Origin of the sequence: Micromonospora sp. NPDC049089 (assembly GCF_040648775.1) — a bacterium.
Lineage (GTDB): Bacteria > Actinomycetota > Actinomycetes > Mycobacteriales > Micromonosporaceae > Micromonospora.
Window position 1 is genome coordinate 1 of record NZ_JBEZEH010000170.1, and the last position, 16176, is coordinate 16176.

Sequence of the window (16176 nt, forward strand, 5' to 3'; positions counted from 1 at the left end):
CCGCCGTCCGTTTTCGCGGACGGCGGGGCAGCGACGGTGCGATCACTCCGCGGTGGCGGCCGCCGGCTGCTCGGTGGCGGCCTGCGCGGGCTGCTCCGGGGTGGCGGGCTGCTCGGTGGCGGCAGCGGCGGGCTGCTCGGCCGGTGCGGCCTCGTCGGCCTTCTTCGGCTCCAGCAGCTCGCGCTCCCACTCGGTCAGCGGCTCGTCGCTCGCGACACCCTCGGGCTTCTCGTCGTTGCCCCGGCGACGGCCGGAGCGCGCGATCAGACCATCCGCGACGGCGGCGGCGACGACCTTGGTCAGCAGCTCCGCCGAGCGGATCGCGTCGTCGTTACCCGGGATCGGGAAGTCGACCTCGTCCGGGTCACAGTTGGTGTCCAGCACCGCGATCACCGGGATGCCCAGCTTGCGGGCCTCGTCGACGGCGATGTGCTCCTTCTTGGTGTCGACGATCCACACCGCGGCGGGAAGCTTCTGCATGTCCCGCAGGCCACCGAGGGTGCGGGTCAGCTTGATCTTCTCGCGGGAGAGCTGCAGGGTCTCCTTCTTGGTGTAACCGGCGGCGGTGCCGCTGAGGTCGCCCAGGCCCTCCAGCTCCTTCATCCGCTGGAGCCGCTTGTAAACGGTCTGGAAGTTGGTCAGCATGCCACCGAGCCAGCGGTGGTTGACGTACGGCTGGCCGACCCGGGTCGCCTGCTCGGCAATCGCCTCCTGGGCCTGCTTCTTGGTGCCGACGAACAGGATGCTGCCGCCCTCGGCGACGGTCCCACGCACGAACTCGTACGCCTTCTCGATGTACTCGAGGGTCTGGCGCAGGTCGATGATGTAGATGCCGTTGCGCTCGGTCATGATGAAGCGCTTCATCTTCGGGTTCCAGCGCCGGGTCTGGTGCCCGAAGTGGACACCGCTCTCCAGCAGCTGACGCATGGTCACGACGGCCATGGTTGGGGTACTCCTCAAGGTCCCTGGTTGTCACGTCCGGCCGGTGGCCGGGCGTCCTGGTGCCTGGTCGCCGACCCATGGTGGACCCGATCAAGATCGGGACCAGGGAGGCCGTCGCTCCACGACGATTCGTGAAGAGGGCACGCGAGGTCGACCGCACGAGGCGGTCGCCAGTTGGCCAGTGTACGCCCCTCACCCGTTCAGCTGCCCCGGGGTGCGCGTGGCGTGCTGCTCCGCCGCCCCGCCGCTCTCTCGCGCGAGTTACGCGGGCCGGGTCAGCCGGCGGCGAGCGCGGCGGCCACGAAGAGCACCAGGCCGACGGTCAGGTAGGCCGTCGGTGGGCGCAGCCAGCCCCGACCGTTGTCGGAGAGCGCCAGACCTCCGGTTCGTAGCCCGTACAGCCCGGTCGCGAAGATCGGCAGTCCGGCAACCAGGGCGATACCCACCACCACGTTTCCAGCGTCCACCGGGTCGCCGGTCACGCCCGCGAGCAGCACCCGCAACGCGGGGACCTCGAAGACCAACACCAACAGGGCGAAGAGTACGGCCAGCACCGGTCGCCTGGTCCGATAGACGCCGTCGGCGGCCGGCGGATACACCGATGGCTCACCTGCGGGCAGGTCGGGTCGCGGGCCGATCCCGGGCATCGGGCCGGTCGGCATCTCCAGCGGGTGCGGCGTGTCGACGCCACCCCGGGTCGGCTCGATGATCGGGTACCCGCCGAGCGGAGCGGGACGAGCCTGGTCAGCGAGCACGCCGGCCGGCGCTGGCGACGTGCTGTCGCCGGTGGTCTCCGGCACTGCGCTGGTCACCGGAGATCCCGCCGTGGTCGTCTCTCGGGCGGCTCGGCGTCCGGGTAGCTCTCCAGAGGTCTCCGACGGATCCCGGTCCGCCCGCCGCGACCGGGTGGCCCGGTAACCGTCCGCCTCCGGCCGCGCCACACCCAACGGGTCGACCGCGCCGAAACGCCCCGAATCAGCCTCGCTCCCGCCGAACCGACCGGTCTGAGCGTCCAGGGCGCCAAAGCGACCCGAGTCCGACTCGGGCGTACCGAAGCGGCCCACGTCCACCGCGCTCAGGCGACCCGAATCCGACTCCGGCGTACCGAAGCGGCTCTCGTCGACGGCACCGAAGCGTCCCGAGTCCGGCTCGCGGCGGCGGCCGACGCCGGTGTCCTCGACGGAGCGGCCGTCTTCAGCGCCACGCGGCTCGGGGATCTCACCGTCCCGGTACCGCGGTTCGCCCGCGCCACGCCAATCCGACTCGCCGTAACCGCGACCCCGCTCGTCGGGGTACCAGCGCGACTCCTGATCTTCCGGGAAACTCCGTCGTCCGTCCACGTCAGGCACCGTATGCGACCGGCCACGCCCGCGCCATTTCAACCCCGCCGAACGGGCCCTCGATCGTCGGGGCAGCGTAGACACGGGTGGCTCCGTAGCACAGCGCGGGCATGATCGTCCGACTGTCCACAGCACCCCTGTTGTCCACAGGTGGGCTGCTGCCGGGTCGCGACGACCACCCTCCGGCGGGCACCGTGCCGGCCATGACGAAGCGGAACCAGGCGGTTGGCGCGTACGGCGAGCAGTGTGCGGCCCGGCACCTGACCGAGGCGGGGCTGCGCCCGATCGCCCGAAACTGGCGCTGCCCGGCCGGGGAGATCGACATCATCGCGTGGGACGGGCCCGTGCTCGCCTTCTGCGAGGTGAAGACCCGCCGGGGTGAGGGCTTCGGCACCCCGGCCGAGGCGGTCGTACCGGCCAAGGCCCGCCGGCTGCGGGGGCTCGCCGCGCGGTGGCTGACCGAGACCGGCACGACCGCCGAGGAGGTGCGCTTCGACGTGCTGTCGGTGCGGCTCCCCGACGCCGGTCCGGCGCAGGTCGACCACCTCAAGGGCGCGTTCTGACATGCCTACCCGGAGGATCGGTGATGTGCCGTGAGCTACGCCAAGGTGCTCTGCGTGGGATTGGTCGGCGTGACCGGACACCTCGTCGAGGTGGAGGCCGACCTGGCCGCCGGCCTGCCGGCGGTGGTGATCTCCGGGCTGCCGGACACCGCCCTGCACGAGGCCCGCGACCGGGTCCGCGCCGCTGTGGTCAACTCCGGCCAGCGCTGGCCCAACCGGCGGATCACCCTCAACCTGCTGCCCGCCACGCTGCCGAAGTTCGGGTCGGCCTTCGATCTGGCCATCGCCGCAGCGCTGCTGGGCGGCTCGGGTGAGTTGCCGCTGCTCCCACTGGAGGGAGTGGTGGTCCTCGGCGAGCTGGGGCTCGACGGGACGGTCCGGCCGGTGCGCGGCGTACTCCCGATGGTCGCCGCCGCAGCCCAGGCCGGCGTCGCGCGGGTGATCGTCCCGGTCGGCAACGCCGCCGAGGCCGCCGTCATCCCCGGCGTACGGGTGCGAGCGGTGGACAATCTGCACCGGCTCGTCGCCTTCGTTCGGGACGGGACCCCGCTGATCGAACCGCCGGCGGACATCCCGGAGCCGCTGACCGGTGGGCCGGATCTCGCCGACGTCGCCGGGCAGCAGCTGGGTCGGCGTGCCCTGGAGGTCGCCGCGGCCGGCGGGCACCACGTGGCACTGCTCGGCCCACCGGGCGCCGGCAAGACGATGCTCGCCGAACGGCTGCCGTCGATCCTGCCCGAGCTCGACGACGACGCGGCGCTGGAGGTCACCGCGCTGCACTCGGTCGCCGGGCTGCTGCCGCCGGGTGGTCGGCTGCTGCGTCGCCCGCCGTTCCAGGCGCCGCACCACACCGCGACCATTCCGTCGTTGGTCGGGGGTGGCTCGGGGCTGGCCCGACCCGGCGCGGTGTCGCTGGCGCATCGCGGGGTGCTCTTCCTGGATGAGGCTCCCGAGTTCAGCAAGGGTGCGCTGGAGGCGCTGCGCCAGCCGCTGGAGCACGGCCGCATCCAGCTGAGCCGCAGCGGGGGCGGCACCGTCTATCCGGCCCGGACCCAGCTGGTGCTGGCTGCCAACCCGTGTCCGTGCGCGAAACCGGCTGGCGACGCGCACTGCGAGTGTTCGCCGCTGGCTCGCCGCCGCTACCTGGGAAGGCTCTCCGGGCCGCTGCTCGACCGGATCGACGTCCAGGTGCGGCTGATGCCGGTGCGGGCGGCCGAACTGATGGCGACCGACGGCGGTGTCGAGCCCTCGGCGACGGTCGCTGCCCGGGTGGCGGCGGCCCGGCAGGCGGCGGTCAGCCGCTGGGCAGACCTCGGCCGACGGCTCAACGCCGAGGTGGAAGGGCCGCACCTGCGCCGACCGCCGTGGCGGCTGCCGGCCCGGGTCACAGTGGAGCTGCGGGGCCGGCTCGACTCCGGCTCGCTGTCGGCGCGCGGCTTCGACCGGGTGATCCGGATGGCCTGGACCATCGCCGACCTCGACGGCCGCGACCGACCTGACCAGGACGACGTCCGGGAGGCGCTTCAACTACGGACGGGGGAGGCGGCATGAGCGCCGAGGAGGAACGACGGCTGGCCCGGGTCGCCCTGACCTGGTTGGCGGAGCCGGGCACGCGCGCTGTGCATCACCTGGTCGAACGGCACGGTCCGGTGGAAACCCTGGAACTGCTGCTCGACGGGGGCAGCCCGGACGGCTGGCTGCACACCACTGTCGCCGCACGCTCGGCGGCCGGCGACGCGCGGGCAGTGGCCACGGAGGCCCTGGAGCGGGCGGACCGACTGGGTGCCCGTCTGGTCACGCCGGACGACGAGGAGTGGCCGGCCCAGGTCGCCAGCCTGGCCGCGTTGCGGCTGCCGGACGTCAGCCGCCGGGTGGACGCTGAGACCGCCCCGCCGCTGTGCTTCTGGGTGCGCGGGAGCTGGCCGCTCGGCGAGGCTCTGGATCGTTCGGTGGCCGTGGTCGGGGCGCGGGCGGCCACCGGATACGGGCAGCACGTCGCGACCGAGCTGGGGTACGGCTTGGCGGAGCGGGACTGGACAATAGTGTCCGGTGGCGCGTTCGGCATCGACGCCGCCGCCCACCGGGGCGCACTCACCGCTGGCGGTCTGACCGTCGCGGTGCTCGCCTGCGGGCTCGACCGTCCGTACCCGATGGGCAACGCCGCGCTCTTCGACCGGATCGCCGAGACGGGGCTGCTGGTCAGCGAGTGGCCGCCCGGTGCCGAGCCGCTGCGGCCCCGGTTCCTGATCCGCAACCGGGTGATCGCCGCAGGCACCCGGGGCACCGTCGTGGTGGAGGCGTCGGCGCGCAGTGGCGCGACGCAGACCGCGCGGCGAGCCGTCCACGCCAATCGGGTGGCCATGGTGGTGCCGGGGCCGGTGACCTCGGCGATGTCCGTCGGCGCGCACGAGTTCCTGCGCGAGTTCCCCGACAAGGTCCGGCTGGTCACCGGGGTGGCGCACGTGTTGGAGGAGGTGGGTCGGATCGGCGCGGACCTGGCCCCGCTGGCGCGTGGACCGCAGCGGGCCACCGACGCGTTGGACGACGACGCGCGGTCGCTGCTGGAGGCGCTGCCCCGCCGTGGCGCGATGGGCGTGGACCGGCTCTCCGCGCGCGCCGGCGTCGACCTACGGACCGCGTTGCGCAAGCTGTCGCTGCTGGAGAAACTGTCCATGGTGGTCCGTCAAGACGACGGCTACGCCCTCGCCGCACCCGCCAGACAGTAGCGTGCGGCGGCGGAGACGTCCGGTCGGCCTGTCGCCTGAAGGGGTGCGTCACCGCAACCTGGCCGGCGTGGTCGTCCGGATACCCGCGCCCTCTCGCGGTCGGATCCCGGCCAGCCTCTCGCCGTCGGGATCCCGACCAGCCGACACTGCCGGTACCGTGCCCGCTCATGGGTGCAATCAAGCCGTGGCACATCAGCGTGCTCTTCTGTCTCGTCGTGACCGCCGTGCTCGTTGTCGGCCTGGTCGTGTTGCTGAGCAAGAGGAACAACCGCCGCTAGTCGGGGGTGGACGCCCGGCAGCGTCGTGTGCGGTGGCGGCCGCGGACCGGCCGTAGGCTGGTGCCGTGTCAGCCGTCAGTGAGGGTGCCGGGGCCGAGGAACCGGCCGGTACGTCGGCGCGGCCACAATGAGCCGACCGGACCGGGGCACCCGGGCCATGCACCAGGCACTCCCGCCAGCGTTGCGCGACGCTGTCGACGACTTCGCCGAGCACCTGTCCCGGGTGCGTAACCGCTCGGAGCACACCGTCCGCGCGTACGTCACCGATCTGGTCTCGCTGCTCGACCACGCCGTCCGGATGGGCTGCGTCGACCTCGCCGAGCTGGACCTGTCGGTGCTGCGCAGTTGGCTGGCGCGGCAGCGCACCACGGGTGCGGCCCGCACGTCGTTGGCCCGGCGGGCCGCGTCAGCGCGGGCATTCAGCGCCTGGGCACACCGGGCCGGCCTGCTCCCCGCCGACGTGGGCGCCGCGCTGGCCAGCCCTCGCGCGCACCGGGATCTGCCCAGCGTGCTGCGCGCCGATCAGGCCGCCGCTCTGGTCGAGGCGCCGTCCCGGCAGGCACCTCCCCCGAACCCGCCAGCCGAGTCGGGCCCGAACGAAGCCGTCGAGGCGCTTCCGCTCCGGGACCGGGTGCTGTTGGAGCTGCTCTACGCCACCGGCGTACGGGTCAGCGAGGCCTGTGGGTTGGACGTCGGGGACGTCGACCACGGCCGACGGGTGATCCGGGTGTTCGGCAAGGGCGGGCGGGAGCGCTCGGTGCCGTACGGGGTGCCCGCCCAGCGGGCGTTGGACGACTGGCTGCGCCGGGGCCGCCCGGTGATGGTGGGCGCCCGCTCCGGCGAGGCGCTGCTGCTGGGTGCGCGAGGTGGTCGGCTCAACCCGACGACCGCCCGTCAGGTTGTCGGTGCGTACGCCGAGGCCGCCGGGCTGCCCCCGACCAGCCCGCACGATCTGCGCCACTCCGCTGCCACCCACCTCCTGGAGGGTGGCGCGGACCTGCGCGCAGTGCAGGAGCTGCTCGGCCACTCGTCGCTGGCGAGCACGCAGATCTACACCCACGTCTCGGTCGAGCGGCTGCGTACCGCCTACCGGCAGGCGCACCCGCGCGCCTGATCAAGGGCCGGAGAGCACGCACGCCCGCCCTGATCAAGGGCCGCAGGCGCGCGAGCGTGGCGGTTACGATCATCAGGTGAGCGTCCCGAATCCTCCTGAGCCGATCCCGGGCGCCCGCCTGCTCTTCTCCCTGGACCCGGCGGTCAGCCACCTCAACCATGGCTCGTTCGGCGCGGTGCCGATCAACGTGCAGCGCGCCCAGCAGCGGCTGCGCGACGAGATGGAGGCGAACCCGCTGCGCTTCTTCACCCAGGGGCTGGTGGACCGGATCGCACACACCCGGCGGCACCTCGCCGGGTTCCTGGGCGCCGACCCGGACGGCAGCGCCCTGGTGGGCAACACCACCACCGGCGTCGCAGTGGTGCTCCAGTCGATTGGTCTCAAGGCCGGCGACGAGGTGCTGAGCACCGACCACGAGTACGGGGCGGTGAGCCTGGCGATCCAGCGCGAGTGCCGCCGCACCGGCGCGGTCAGCCGAGTCCTGCCAATCCCCCTGGCCGCCACCGACGAGCAGATCGTGCAGAGCATCCGCGCCGGCCTGCACCCGGGGCGGACCCGGTTGCTCGTCGTCGACCAGCTCACCTCGGCCACCGCGAAGCTCTTTCCGACCGCCGCCGTCGTCGGGGTGGCCCGCGAACACGGCGTGCCGGTCCTGGTGGACGCCGCGCACGCCCCGGGCATGCTGCCCATTTCGGTGGCCGACATCGGCGCGGACTTCTGGGTGGGCAACCTGCACAAGTGGGCGTTCGCACCCCGTGGGACCGCCCTGCTGGCTGTGGCACCGCAGTGGCGGGACCGGATCGAGCCGCTGGTGGTGTCCTGGGAGCAGGAGTCGGGTTTCCCGGCCCGGCTCGAGTGGCAGGCCACGCTCGACTACACGTCCTGGCTGGCCGCCCCGGCGGGCCTGTTCACGATGCGCAGTCTCGGCGTCGACCGGGTGCGGGCCCACAACGCGGCGCTCGCCGCGTACGGCCAGCGGGTGGTGGGGGACGCCCTGGGGGTGGCTCCCGCCGATCTGCCCGACCCCGGCGGGCCGGGGGTGGCTCTGCGCCTCATCCCGCTGCCGGCCGGCACTGGCACCACGATCGACGCGGCGCGGGCGTTGCAGGCGCGGATCGGTGAGCGGCTCGCCGCCGAGGTGGCGGTGATGAGCTGGAACGGCCGGGGGTGGCTGCGGCTCACCGGCCAGGTCTACAACACCACCGACGAGTACGAACGGCTGGCCGCACGGCTGCCGGCACTGCTCGCCCAGCGCTGACGGATCGCGTCGGGGAGCTGACGCTGCTCCGGACGGCCGGGAGCGGACACCCGGGCCGGACCGACCGGGAGCAGGCGCACCGGGCCGAGGCCGAGCAGGGCCAGCGGGTCGAGATACTCCTCGCCCCGGCGCAGGCCCCAGTGCAGGCACGCCTCGGCCGGGCACCCCGGATGCCCGGGCAGCAGCTCGCCCAGCGGCGCGCCGGCGGTGACCGGCTGGCCGAGGCGTACGCCGGGCCGGACCGGCTCGTGGGTGGTCCGCAGCCCGTCGGCGTGCCCCACGGTGACCACCGGTCGACCGGCCACCAGACCGGCGAAGAGCACGGTGCCCGGCCCGGCGCTCCGCACCACCGCACCCGCGGGAGCAGCCAGGTCGACGCCGCGATGGCCTGGCAGCCACGGTCGCGGCGGCGGGTCGAACCGGCGCACCGGACGAGGCGGCCCGTCAAGCGGCCAGCGGAACCGCCCGGCCGGCGTCGGAGCGACGGTCGGCTCCCCCAGGGCCGCGACCGGCACGGTCGGGGTCGGGGGTTGGCCGGGCACCGCCGCCACCAGCACCGCCAGCCCGCAGAGCTGGACGGTCAGCGCGAGCGGGAGCGCGGCGCAGAGCAGCACGGTGCGGCGGATCGAACGGACGGAGGGCTGTCGCATGACGGCAGCCTCCGGCCGACGCCGGGTCGTTCGCCAGCCCGGCCGACGAGGCTGTGGACAACCGGAGGCGCTGTGGACGACCACCCGGAGCCCTCGATGATCTGCTATGCCCGGACGCTGGGCCGACGCCTGACAGACCAGGTCACCACCACTGTTCGTTGGACCCGGTCTCGTAGTCGTACTCCTCGACGTGCTCCCACTCCTGCCCGGTCGCCTTCTGGTAGGCGTTGGACGGGACGTCAAGAAGCGATTCCGCGTGGGCGGCCTCGTCGGTGGTGAAGCGCGCGAACGCCGCCGGATCGACCAGTACGGCATCGAACGCCGCCGGTCCGGCCACCACCACGGCGCAACGGGCGTACAGGAAACTGTCATCGGACAGACGGTCGCCGCCGGGAAGGACGGTCTGCGCGAGCACCCGACGGTCCAGTTGGTAGAGCGTGAACGCGAGCGTCTCCGCGAAGCCGATGATCCGCTCCACCGGCTCTGCCGCCAGCACGGCGGTCAACCGCTCGTACGGCCCGTCGTCGTGCACCTCGGGCCGGCCGCCCAGCACCGCGACGAGCCGCCAGAATTCCTCATCCGCAATCATCACAACCCTCAATGGTCACTCGGACGAACCGGTACCGACTCACCACCCCCACGCGGCCGTAGCTCCGGTGTCGTTCTCGGGCCGCCACGCAGGGCCTAGGCTGGGCCGCGTACGGCGGGTGCCGCCGTCTGTGCCGGGGAGGCCGCATGACCACTCTCGATGACCGGACGTCGTCCCCCACCGGGCCCACGGTGGCCGACGTGAGCGGCCCGTCCCGGCTCGCGGAGCCGGACGAGACGATCAGCGCCGAGGAGCTGCGACTCGCGGCCCGCAACCACGGCATCCCGTTGGAGGCGCTGCGCTACGACGTCACCCCGGCCGGGTTGCACTACCTGCTGATCCACTACGACATCCCGGAGCTCGACCCGGAGACGCACACACTGACCATCGGCGGCGCGGTCGACAGTCAGTTGACTGTCACCCTCGCCGACCTGCGCGAGCGGCCCCGCGTCACCCGGCAGGTGACCCTGGAGTGCGCCGGCAACGGGCGAGCCCTGCTGCACCCTCGACCGGTCAGCCAGCCCTGGCTGGTCGAGGCGGTCGGCAACGCGGAGTGGACCGGCACCCCCCTCGCTCCGCTGCTGCGGGAGGCGGGCGTCGACCCGGACGCGGTGGACGTGGTCTTCACCGGCGCCGATCACGGTGTGGAGCGTGGGATCGAGCAGGACTACCAGCGGGCGCTTCCGGTCGCGGACGCGCTGCGCGACGAGGTGCTGCTGGCGTACGAGATGAACGGCGCTCCCCTGCTGCCGCAGCATGGCGCGCCGCTGCGGCTGATCGTGCCGGGCTGGTACGGGATGGCCCACGTGAAGTGGCTCCACTCGATCGAGCTGCGGACCGAGCCGTTCGAGGGGTACCAGAACGCGGTGGCCTACCGCGTACGTCGCGACGCGGACGACCCGGGCGTGCCGGTCACCCGGATCGAGCCACGGGCGCTGGTCCGTCCGCCCGGCTTCCCCGACTTCATGTCCCGTCGTCGGGTGCTGCGACAGGGCCCGTGCACGCTGGATGGTCGGGCCTGGTCGGGGCACGCCCCGGTGGTCGCCGTGGAGGTGACCACCGACGGCGGGCGGAACTGGGCGCAGGCCGAGCTGGACCCGGGGGACGCGGGGGACGCGGGGGACTTCGCCTGGCGGCGCTGGCGGCACGAGTGGGTCGCCACCCCCGGCCGGTACGTGCTTGGCGCGCGGGCGACCGACGCGTCCGGGCGGACCCAGCCGGTCGAGCAACAGTGGAACCGTGGCGGCTTCGCCAACAACATGGTGCAGCGGGTCGAGGTCGTGGTGCCGGCCGAGTGATCGGCGGCGGGTGTCAGGCCACGGGTGGGGGGCCCGTGGCACGGCCCAGCGGTTCGGGTGCGCTCAGCCGCCGAAGCCAGAGTCGGCGGGCAGTGAGATGTCGGGCTTCTCGAGCTCCTCGACGTTGACGTCCTTGAAGGTCATCACCCGGACGTTCTTCACGAAGCGGGCAGGACGGTACATGTCCCATACCCAGGCGTCGTGCATCTCGACCTCGAAGTAGACCTCGCCGTCGGAGTTACGCACGTGCAGGTCAACCTGGTTGGCCAGGTAGAACCGACGCTCCGTCTCCACCACGTAGGAGAATTGGCGGACAATGTCGCGGTACTCCCGGTAGAGCTGCAGCTCCATCTCGGTCTCGTACTTCTCGAGATCTTCCGCGCTCATCGCACTCCGCCTTCCATGGCCACATCTTCCCCCACCGGCGTCTGAGGCCGAGGCTGCTCGCCCAACGCCACGCCGACGGTACCCCCTGACGCCCACGAGCGCTCCATCGGCTCGTCCGGGCCGTGGCCGCCGGGCCGTCGGGCGCGCGGCGGCCGGCCGTCGCGGCCGGAGACCGCGGCGACATTGACGTACGAGAACCGGTGCTCCCGGCACGGCCCGTGCTCCCGCAGCGCGGCCGAGTGTTCCGGGGTGATGTAGCCCTTGTGCTCGGCGAAGCCGTACGCCGGGAACACCCCGTCCAACTCCACCATGAGCCGGTCCCGGGTGACCTTGGCCAGCACACTGGCGGCCGCCACACACGCGGCCACCCGGTCGCCCTTCCACACCGCCAAACCGGGCACGCCCAGGCCGTCCACGCCGAACCCGTCGGTCAGCACGTACTCCGGGCGGGTGGTGAGCGAGGCGAGCGCCCGGCGCATCGCAGCCAGGTTGCACACGTGCAGACCCCGGGCGTCGACCTCCTCGGCCGGGATCACCACAACGGCGTACGCGAGCGCGCGGTCCACCACCTCCGCGTACACCCGTTCCCGGCTGGCCGGGGTGAGCAGCTTCGAGTCGGCCAGCCCCTCGATCTCGCCGCGCCGCCCCTCGGGCAGCACCGCCGCGGCGGCGACCAGCGGACCGGCACACGCCCCCCGGCCCGCCTCGTCGGCGCCGGCTACGTGCCGGAAGCCACGCCGCTGCAACGCCCGCTCCAGGGCGTACAGGCCGGCCTCGCGGCGCACCACGGTGCGCGGCGGGGTCAGCACGACGCTCCGCCCTGGCCGGCGGCGGTCGACTGCCCCAGCCGGGTCAGCAGGGCGGGCAGTTCGGGCGGGTAGAACCGGTCACCGCTGGCCACCAGCTCGTCCGGAACCCACCAGCGGTGGTCGGCGATGCTGCGGCGCTCGACGTCGTTGAAGCCGGTGGTGTCCACCTGCCAGGAGTCCACCCGGAAGAGGAAGAAATCCTGCTCCTGGCGGTACCACGTGCCGTCGAAGGAAAACTCGGTCGCATCGGCCCAGACCGGCTCGCCCAACTGGGCCGGGTCGAGCCGCAGGCCGGTCTCCTCGGCCAACTCCCGGGCCGCGCCCGCCGCCGGCGACTCCAACGGATCGAGCCCGCCGCCCGGAGTGAACCAGTATCGGTGCCCGGGTCGGGCCGGGTCGAAGCCCTCGAACAGCAGGACCCTGCCGGCCGCGTCGACGAGCAGCACGCGAGCCGCGCGTCGAGGGGTGTAGACGGTCACCGCACCAGCCTGCCAGACCGACGGCGGATCGCCCACGCCCCGTCGGCCTACGGCTTGGGAATGCCGTCGAACCCGTCGGGCACCGTCAGCCAGGTGGCCCGGTTGACCGGCCAGAAGACGGTGAACGCCCGCCCGACCACATCTTTCTCGGGGATGGTGGCCTCGGTGATGTCCTGCTGGGACTGCTGCCAGTGCTCCAGTGAGTCGCCGGAGGCGGAACGGTGGTCGCCCATCACCCACAGCCGGCCCTCCGGCACGGTGATGTCGAACTCCTGATCGGCGGCCTTGTCGCGAATCCCGTCCATGGAGAAGATGTACGGCTCGTCCAGCGACTTGCCGTTGATCACCAACCGTTCCTCGGGGTCGCAGCAGACCACGTGGTCACCGGGGATGCCGATCACCCGCTTGATGAAGTCCTCACCGTCGGGGTTGCCGCTCCACGCGGTCGGTGCCTTGAACACGATCACCTCGCCGCGGTGCGGTGACCGGAAGTCGTAGACCAGCTTGTTGACCAGCACCCGGTCATCGATCTTGAGAGTGTTCTCCATGGACGGGGAGGGGATGAAGAAGGTCTGCAGCACGAAGGCGCGGACCAGCACCGCGACCAGGATCGCCACACCCAGCAGGATCGGCAGCTCCTTCCAGAAGGAGCTGCGCGGCTTGTCGGTCTGCTCGTCAATCACGCAAAGGAGCCTACGTTGCCCGGCTGGACGGCACCGTCCGGAACGCGCGGGAACCACGTAGCGCGGCTGCCAGCGGAAGCATCAGCAGCACACCGCCCTGCGGAGTCGGTCGCGCCGGAGTCGCGCCGGGGGACGCCGTGGCCGGCCCGGAGACGTCCTCGAACGTGGACGGCACCGACAGCGAGCTCCACCGCGACGACGGCCAGACCACCATGAAGGCCCGGCCGACCACGTTGTCGATCGGCACCGGCCCCTGGCAACGCGCGTCCTGGGAGACCTCACGGTGGTCACCCATCACGAAGATCTGACCGGGTGGCACGACGATCTCGTCGAAGCGCCGGGAGCGACACTCCGCCGGGTTGGGTGGCAGGTCCAGGGGTGAGTCCCGCAGGACGTACGACTCGTTGAGCGGGACGCCGTTGACGGTCACCCGGCCCTGGCTGTCGCAGCACTTGACCCGGTCACCGGGCAGACCGATCACCCGCTTGATGAAGTCCTTCTCACCGGGTCGGCTCACCCCGACCAGATCGCCGACGGTGCGGGCGAGCCGGCCGCCGACGCCGGGCTTCGGCTGCTCGTCGACCTGCGGCGCCCAGCGGTCGGTGCCCCGGAAGACCACCACCTCGCCGCGCAGCGGGTCACGAACGTCGTAGACGACCTTGTTGACCAGCACCCGGTCACCGACGAGGAGGGTGTCCTCCATCGAGCCGGACGGAATGAAGAACGCCTGGAGCAGGAAGGTGCGGATCAGCACCGCGAGGCAGAACGCGACCACCAGCAGCAGCGGCAACTCCTGCCAGAGCGGCATCTGCCGGCGGGTGCGGCGAGCCCGTCGGCGCCACGGATCGACGGTGCCGTCCTCGTCAAGCGTCTGCACCACGCCACTCCCCGGTCCGCAGAAAACACCACCGCCCGGGAGCCTCGTCGAGGCCCCACGGGCGGTAGTGGACAACTACCCGCCACCTGGGCGGGATCGCCGCCTCGCTGCGCCCGTACCGACCAGCGTAGTGCGCTCTGGTCGGTACGGCATACGCGCAGCTCGGGCGGCGTGGCGAGCGGGAAGTCAGCTGGGCTGCTTCTCCCGCTTCTCCTTGATCTTGGCCTTCTTGCCGCGCAGCTCGCGCAGGTAGTAGAGCTTGGCGCGACGCACGGCACCGCGGGTCACGACCTCGATCCGGTCGATGCCCGGGCCGTTGAGCGGGTAGGTCCGCTCGACGCCGACACCGAAGCTGACCTTGCGGACCGAGAAGGTCTCGCGCAGACCGTCACCCTGGCGGCGGATCACGACGCCCTGGAAGATCTGGACACGGGACCGGTTGCCCTCGACGACGCGGGCGTGCACCTTGACGGTGTCACCGGCCCGGAAGTCGGGAAGGTCGGTCCGCTTCGACTGGGCGTCAAGGGCGTCCAGGATGTTCATCGCTGCGTCCTCGTAAGGCTCACGGCGCACCGTCACTCGGTGCGCGGGTGGGTGATTCTGATTCCCGGGTGGTGATCGGCGGACCGACCCCGGTCGGGGATCCTCGCAGCCGACCGCGGGCGCGGACGGATGCGGCAACCCCCCTACTTTGCCACATCCCCCGGTGGAGATTGAAATCCGGCCTGGTCCAGGGCCGCGATGTCCCGTTTGTCGAGCCGATCGGCCGGCAGCGCGGCCAGCAGATCCGGCCGGCGGGCGGCAGTGCGCAGCAGGCCCTCCTCGCGCCGCCAGCGGGCGATCTTGCCGTGGTCACCGGAGCGGAGCACGTCCGGCACGTCGTGCCCACGCCAACTCGGCGGCTTGGTGTAGATCGGCGCCTCCAGCAGCCCGTGCGCGTGCGACTCCTCGTCCAACGAGCCAGCGTTGCCCAGCACCCCGGGCAGCAGCCGGGTGACCGCTTCCAGCATCACCAGGACCGCGACCTCGCCGCCGAAGAGCACGTAGTCACCGAGCGAGACCTCGGTGACCGGCATCCGGGTGGCGGCGTGCGCCAGGACCCGCTGGTCGATCCCCTCGTAGCGGCCGCAGGCGAAGAGCAGATGGGACTCGGCCGCCAACTCGTACGCCATGGCCTGGGTGAAGGGGGCACCGGCCGGCGACGGCACCAGCAGCCGTGGCGGCGGGGCGTCGAGCGGCGCGAGGGCGTCCAGTGCCTCACCCCACGGCTCGGGGCGCATCACCATTCCCGGCCCACCCCCGTAGGGGGTGTCGTCGACGGTGCGGTGCACGTCGTGGGTCCAGGTCCGCAGGTCGTGCACGGCGAGTTGGAGTACGTCGTTGGCCCGCGCCCGTCCGATCAGCGACAGGTCCAGCGGGGCGAAGTACTCCGGAAAGATCGACACGACGTCGACGCGCATGCGGGCTGGTCCTAAAGGTCGAGCAGTCCGGCTGGCGGGTCGACGATCACACGTCCGCCGGCCAGGTCGACCTCCGGAACGATCGCCCGGACGAACGGGATCAACGCGGTACGCCCCTCGGGGCGCCGCAGCACCAGCAGGTCGGACGAGGGCGCGTGGTCGATGCGGGCGACCTCGCCGAGGCGTTCGCCGGCCGGGGTCACCACGGCCAACCCGACCAACTGGTGGTCGTGGAACTCCTCCGGGTCGTCCGGTGGGGTCACGTCGGCGCTGTCCACCACGAGCAGCGTCCCCCGCAGCGCCTCGGCGGTGTTGCGGTCCGGGATGCCCTCGAACGCGATCAGCACCCGGCCCTGGTGGAAGCGGGCTTCCTCGATAGTCAGCTCCGCGGGAACCCGGAACGGCACCCCGGGCTCATCGCTGGCCGGCGGGGGTGTCGCCCCCGGCTCAGTGCGCAGCACTGTGCCGGGGGCGAACCGTGCCTCGGGCTCGTCGGTCCGCACCTCCACGGTGACCTCACCGCGGACACCGTGCGGCTTGCCGATCCTGCCGACGACGAGCTGCATCAGTACGAGTCGACGATGTCGACGCGAACCCCGCGCCCGCCGATGGAGCCGATCACCTGGCGCAGCGCCTTGGCGGTCCGGCCGGACCGCCCGATCACAGTGCCGAGGTGCACGGGGTGGCCGCGGGCTTAGATCCGCTTACCCCCACCGGGAACGA

The 16176-nt window shown here is 72.5% G+C and carries 17 protein-coding genes and 2 pseudogenes; 6 read left to right on the forward strand and 13 right to left on the reverse strand.

Annotation, left to right across the window (positions count from 1 at the left end):
• Positions 1 to 42: 42 nt before the first annotated feature.
• Both rpsB and AB0B48_RS24905 read right to left on the reverse strand, forming a co-directional pair.
• Positions 43 to 942 (reverse strand): 30S ribosomal protein S2, encoded by a 900-nt coding sequence (gene rpsB, locus AB0B48_RS24900; RefSeq protein WP_357205559.1) that lies wholly within the window; start codon positions 940 to 942, stop codon positions 43 to 45.
• Positions 943 to 1217: 275 nt separating this feature from the next.
• A pseudogene (locus AB0B48_RS24905) lies at positions 1218 to 2319 on the reverse strand (hypothetical protein).
• Between the two features lie 166 nt (positions 2320 to 2485).
• Here AB0B48_RS24905 and AB0B48_RS24910 point away from each other — a divergent pair.
• The 5 genes from AB0B48_RS24910 (at position 2486) to AB0B48_RS24930 (ending at position 8221) form a co-directional block, all read left to right on the forward strand.
• Positions 2486 to 2845 carry a YraN family protein gene (locus AB0B48_RS24910; RefSeq protein WP_355005226.1) on the forward strand — a complete coding sequence of 120 codons (360 nt, stop codon included), beginning with the start codon at positions 2486 to 2488 and terminating at the stop codon, positions 2843 to 2845.
• A gap of 30 nt (positions 2846 to 2875) precedes the next feature.
• Positions 2876 to 4396 carry a YifB family Mg chelatase-like AAA ATPase gene (locus tag AB0B48_RS24915; RefSeq protein ID WP_357205562.1) on the forward strand — a complete coding sequence of 507 codons (1521 nt, stop codon included), beginning with the start codon at positions 2876 to 2878 and terminating at the stop codon, positions 4394 to 4396.
• The gene (gene dprA, locus AB0B48_RS24920; protein WP_357205565.1) at positions 4393 to 5571 is read left to right on the forward strand and encodes a DNA-processing protein DprA; all 1179 of its coding nucleotides are present in this window, start codon (positions 4393 to 4395) and stop codon (positions 5569 to 5571) included. The genes AB0B48_RS24915 and dprA overlap by 4 nt, the downstream gene beginning before the upstream one ends.
• Positions 5572 to 5976: 405 nt before the next feature.
• Positions 5977 to 6963, forward strand: coding sequence for a tyrosine recombinase XerC (locus tag AB0B48_RS24925; protein WP_357205568.1), 987 nt, complete (start codon positions 5977 to 5979; stop codon positions 6961 to 6963).
• A gap of 76 nt (positions 6964 to 7039) precedes the next feature.
• Positions 7040 to 8221, forward strand: coding sequence for an aminotransferase class V-fold PLP-dependent enzyme (locus AB0B48_RS24930; protein WP_357205571.1), 1182 nt, complete (start codon positions 7040 to 7042; stop codon positions 8219 to 8221).
• Here the strand turns inward: AB0B48_RS24930 and AB0B48_RS24935 are convergent.
• Positions 8155 to 8871, reverse strand: a complete 717-nt coding sequence (locus tag AB0B48_RS24935) for a M23 family metallopeptidase (RefSeq protein WP_357205574.1) — start codon at positions 8869 to 8871, stop codon at positions 8155 to 8157. The genes AB0B48_RS24930 and AB0B48_RS24935 overlap by 67 nt on opposite strands.
• Before the next feature lie 142 nt (positions 8872 to 9013).
• Positions 9014 to 9460, reverse strand: coding sequence for a DUF4240 domain-containing protein (locus tag AB0B48_RS24940; protein ID WP_357205594.1), 447 nt, complete (start codon positions 9458 to 9460; stop codon positions 9014 to 9016).
• Positions 9461 to 9606: 146 nt separating this feature from the next.
• On the opposite strand from AB0B48_RS24940, the gene AB0B48_RS24945 reads away from it, so the two are divergent.
• Positions 9607 to 10758, forward strand: coding sequence for a sulfite oxidase (locus AB0B48_RS24945; RefSeq protein WP_357205576.1), 1152 nt, complete (start codon positions 9607 to 9609; stop codon positions 10756 to 10758).
• Between the two features lie 63 nt (positions 10759 to 10821).
• Here AB0B48_RS24945 and AB0B48_RS24950 read toward each other — a convergent pair whose 3' ends face one another.
• The 9 genes and pseudogenes from AB0B48_RS24950 to AB0B48_RS24990 all read right to left on the reverse strand — a co-directional run.
• Positions 10822 to 11145 (reverse strand): DUF2469 domain-containing protein, encoded by a 324-nt coding sequence (locus tag AB0B48_RS24950; protein WP_007075222.1) that lies wholly within the window; start codon positions 11143 to 11145, stop codon positions 10822 to 10824.
• Positions 11142 to 11954, reverse strand: a complete 813-nt coding sequence (locus AB0B48_RS24955; RefSeq protein ID WP_357205579.1) for a ribonuclease HII — start codon at positions 11952 to 11954, stop codon at positions 11142 to 11144. Before AB0B48_RS24955 ends, AB0B48_RS24950 begins: the two co-directional genes overlap by 4 nt.
• Positions 11948 to 12433 (reverse strand): NUDIX domain-containing protein, encoded by a 486-nt coding sequence (locus AB0B48_RS24960; protein WP_357205582.1) that lies wholly within the window; start codon positions 12431 to 12433, stop codon positions 11948 to 11950. The genes AB0B48_RS24955 and AB0B48_RS24960 overlap by 7 nt, the downstream gene beginning before the upstream one ends.
• A gap of 47 nt (positions 12434 to 12480) precedes the next feature.
• Positions 12481 to 13116, reverse strand: a complete 636-nt coding sequence (gene lepB / locus AB0B48_RS24965; protein ID WP_357205585.1) for a signal peptidase I — start codon at positions 13114 to 13116, stop codon at positions 12481 to 12483.
• Positions 13117 to 13126: 10 nt separating this feature from the next.
• Positions 13127 to 13996 (reverse strand): signal peptidase I, encoded by an 870-nt coding sequence (gene lepB / locus AB0B48_RS24970; RefSeq protein WP_357205587.1) that lies wholly within the window; start codon positions 13994 to 13996, stop codon positions 13127 to 13129.
• Positions 13997 to 14179: 183 nt separating this feature from the next.
• On the reverse strand, positions 14180 to 14536 hold the full coding sequence (gene rplS / locus AB0B48_RS24975) for a 50S ribosomal protein L19 (protein WP_088991045.1): 357 nt from the start codon (positions 14534 to 14536) through the stop codon (positions 14180 to 14182).
• A gap of 143 nt (positions 14537 to 14679) precedes the next feature.
• The gene (trmD, locus tag AB0B48_RS24980) at positions 14680 to 15453 is read right to left on the reverse strand and encodes a tRNA (guanosine(37)-N1)-methyltransferase TrmD (protein ID WP_357205591.1); all 774 of its coding nucleotides are present in this window, start codon (positions 15451 to 15453) and stop codon (positions 14680 to 14682) included.
• 11 nt (positions 15454 to 15464) lie between these two features.
• Positions 15465 to 16019 (reverse strand): ribosome maturation factor RimM, encoded by a 555-nt coding sequence (gene rimM / locus AB0B48_RS24985; RefSeq protein WP_357190112.1) that lies wholly within the window; start codon positions 16017 to 16019, stop codon positions 15465 to 15467.
• Positions 16019 to 16176 (reverse strand): annotated as a pseudogene (locus tag AB0B48_RS24990) (RNA-binding protein); the annotation flags it as partial. The gene rimM and the pseudogene AB0B48_RS24990, both read right to left, overlap by 1 nt.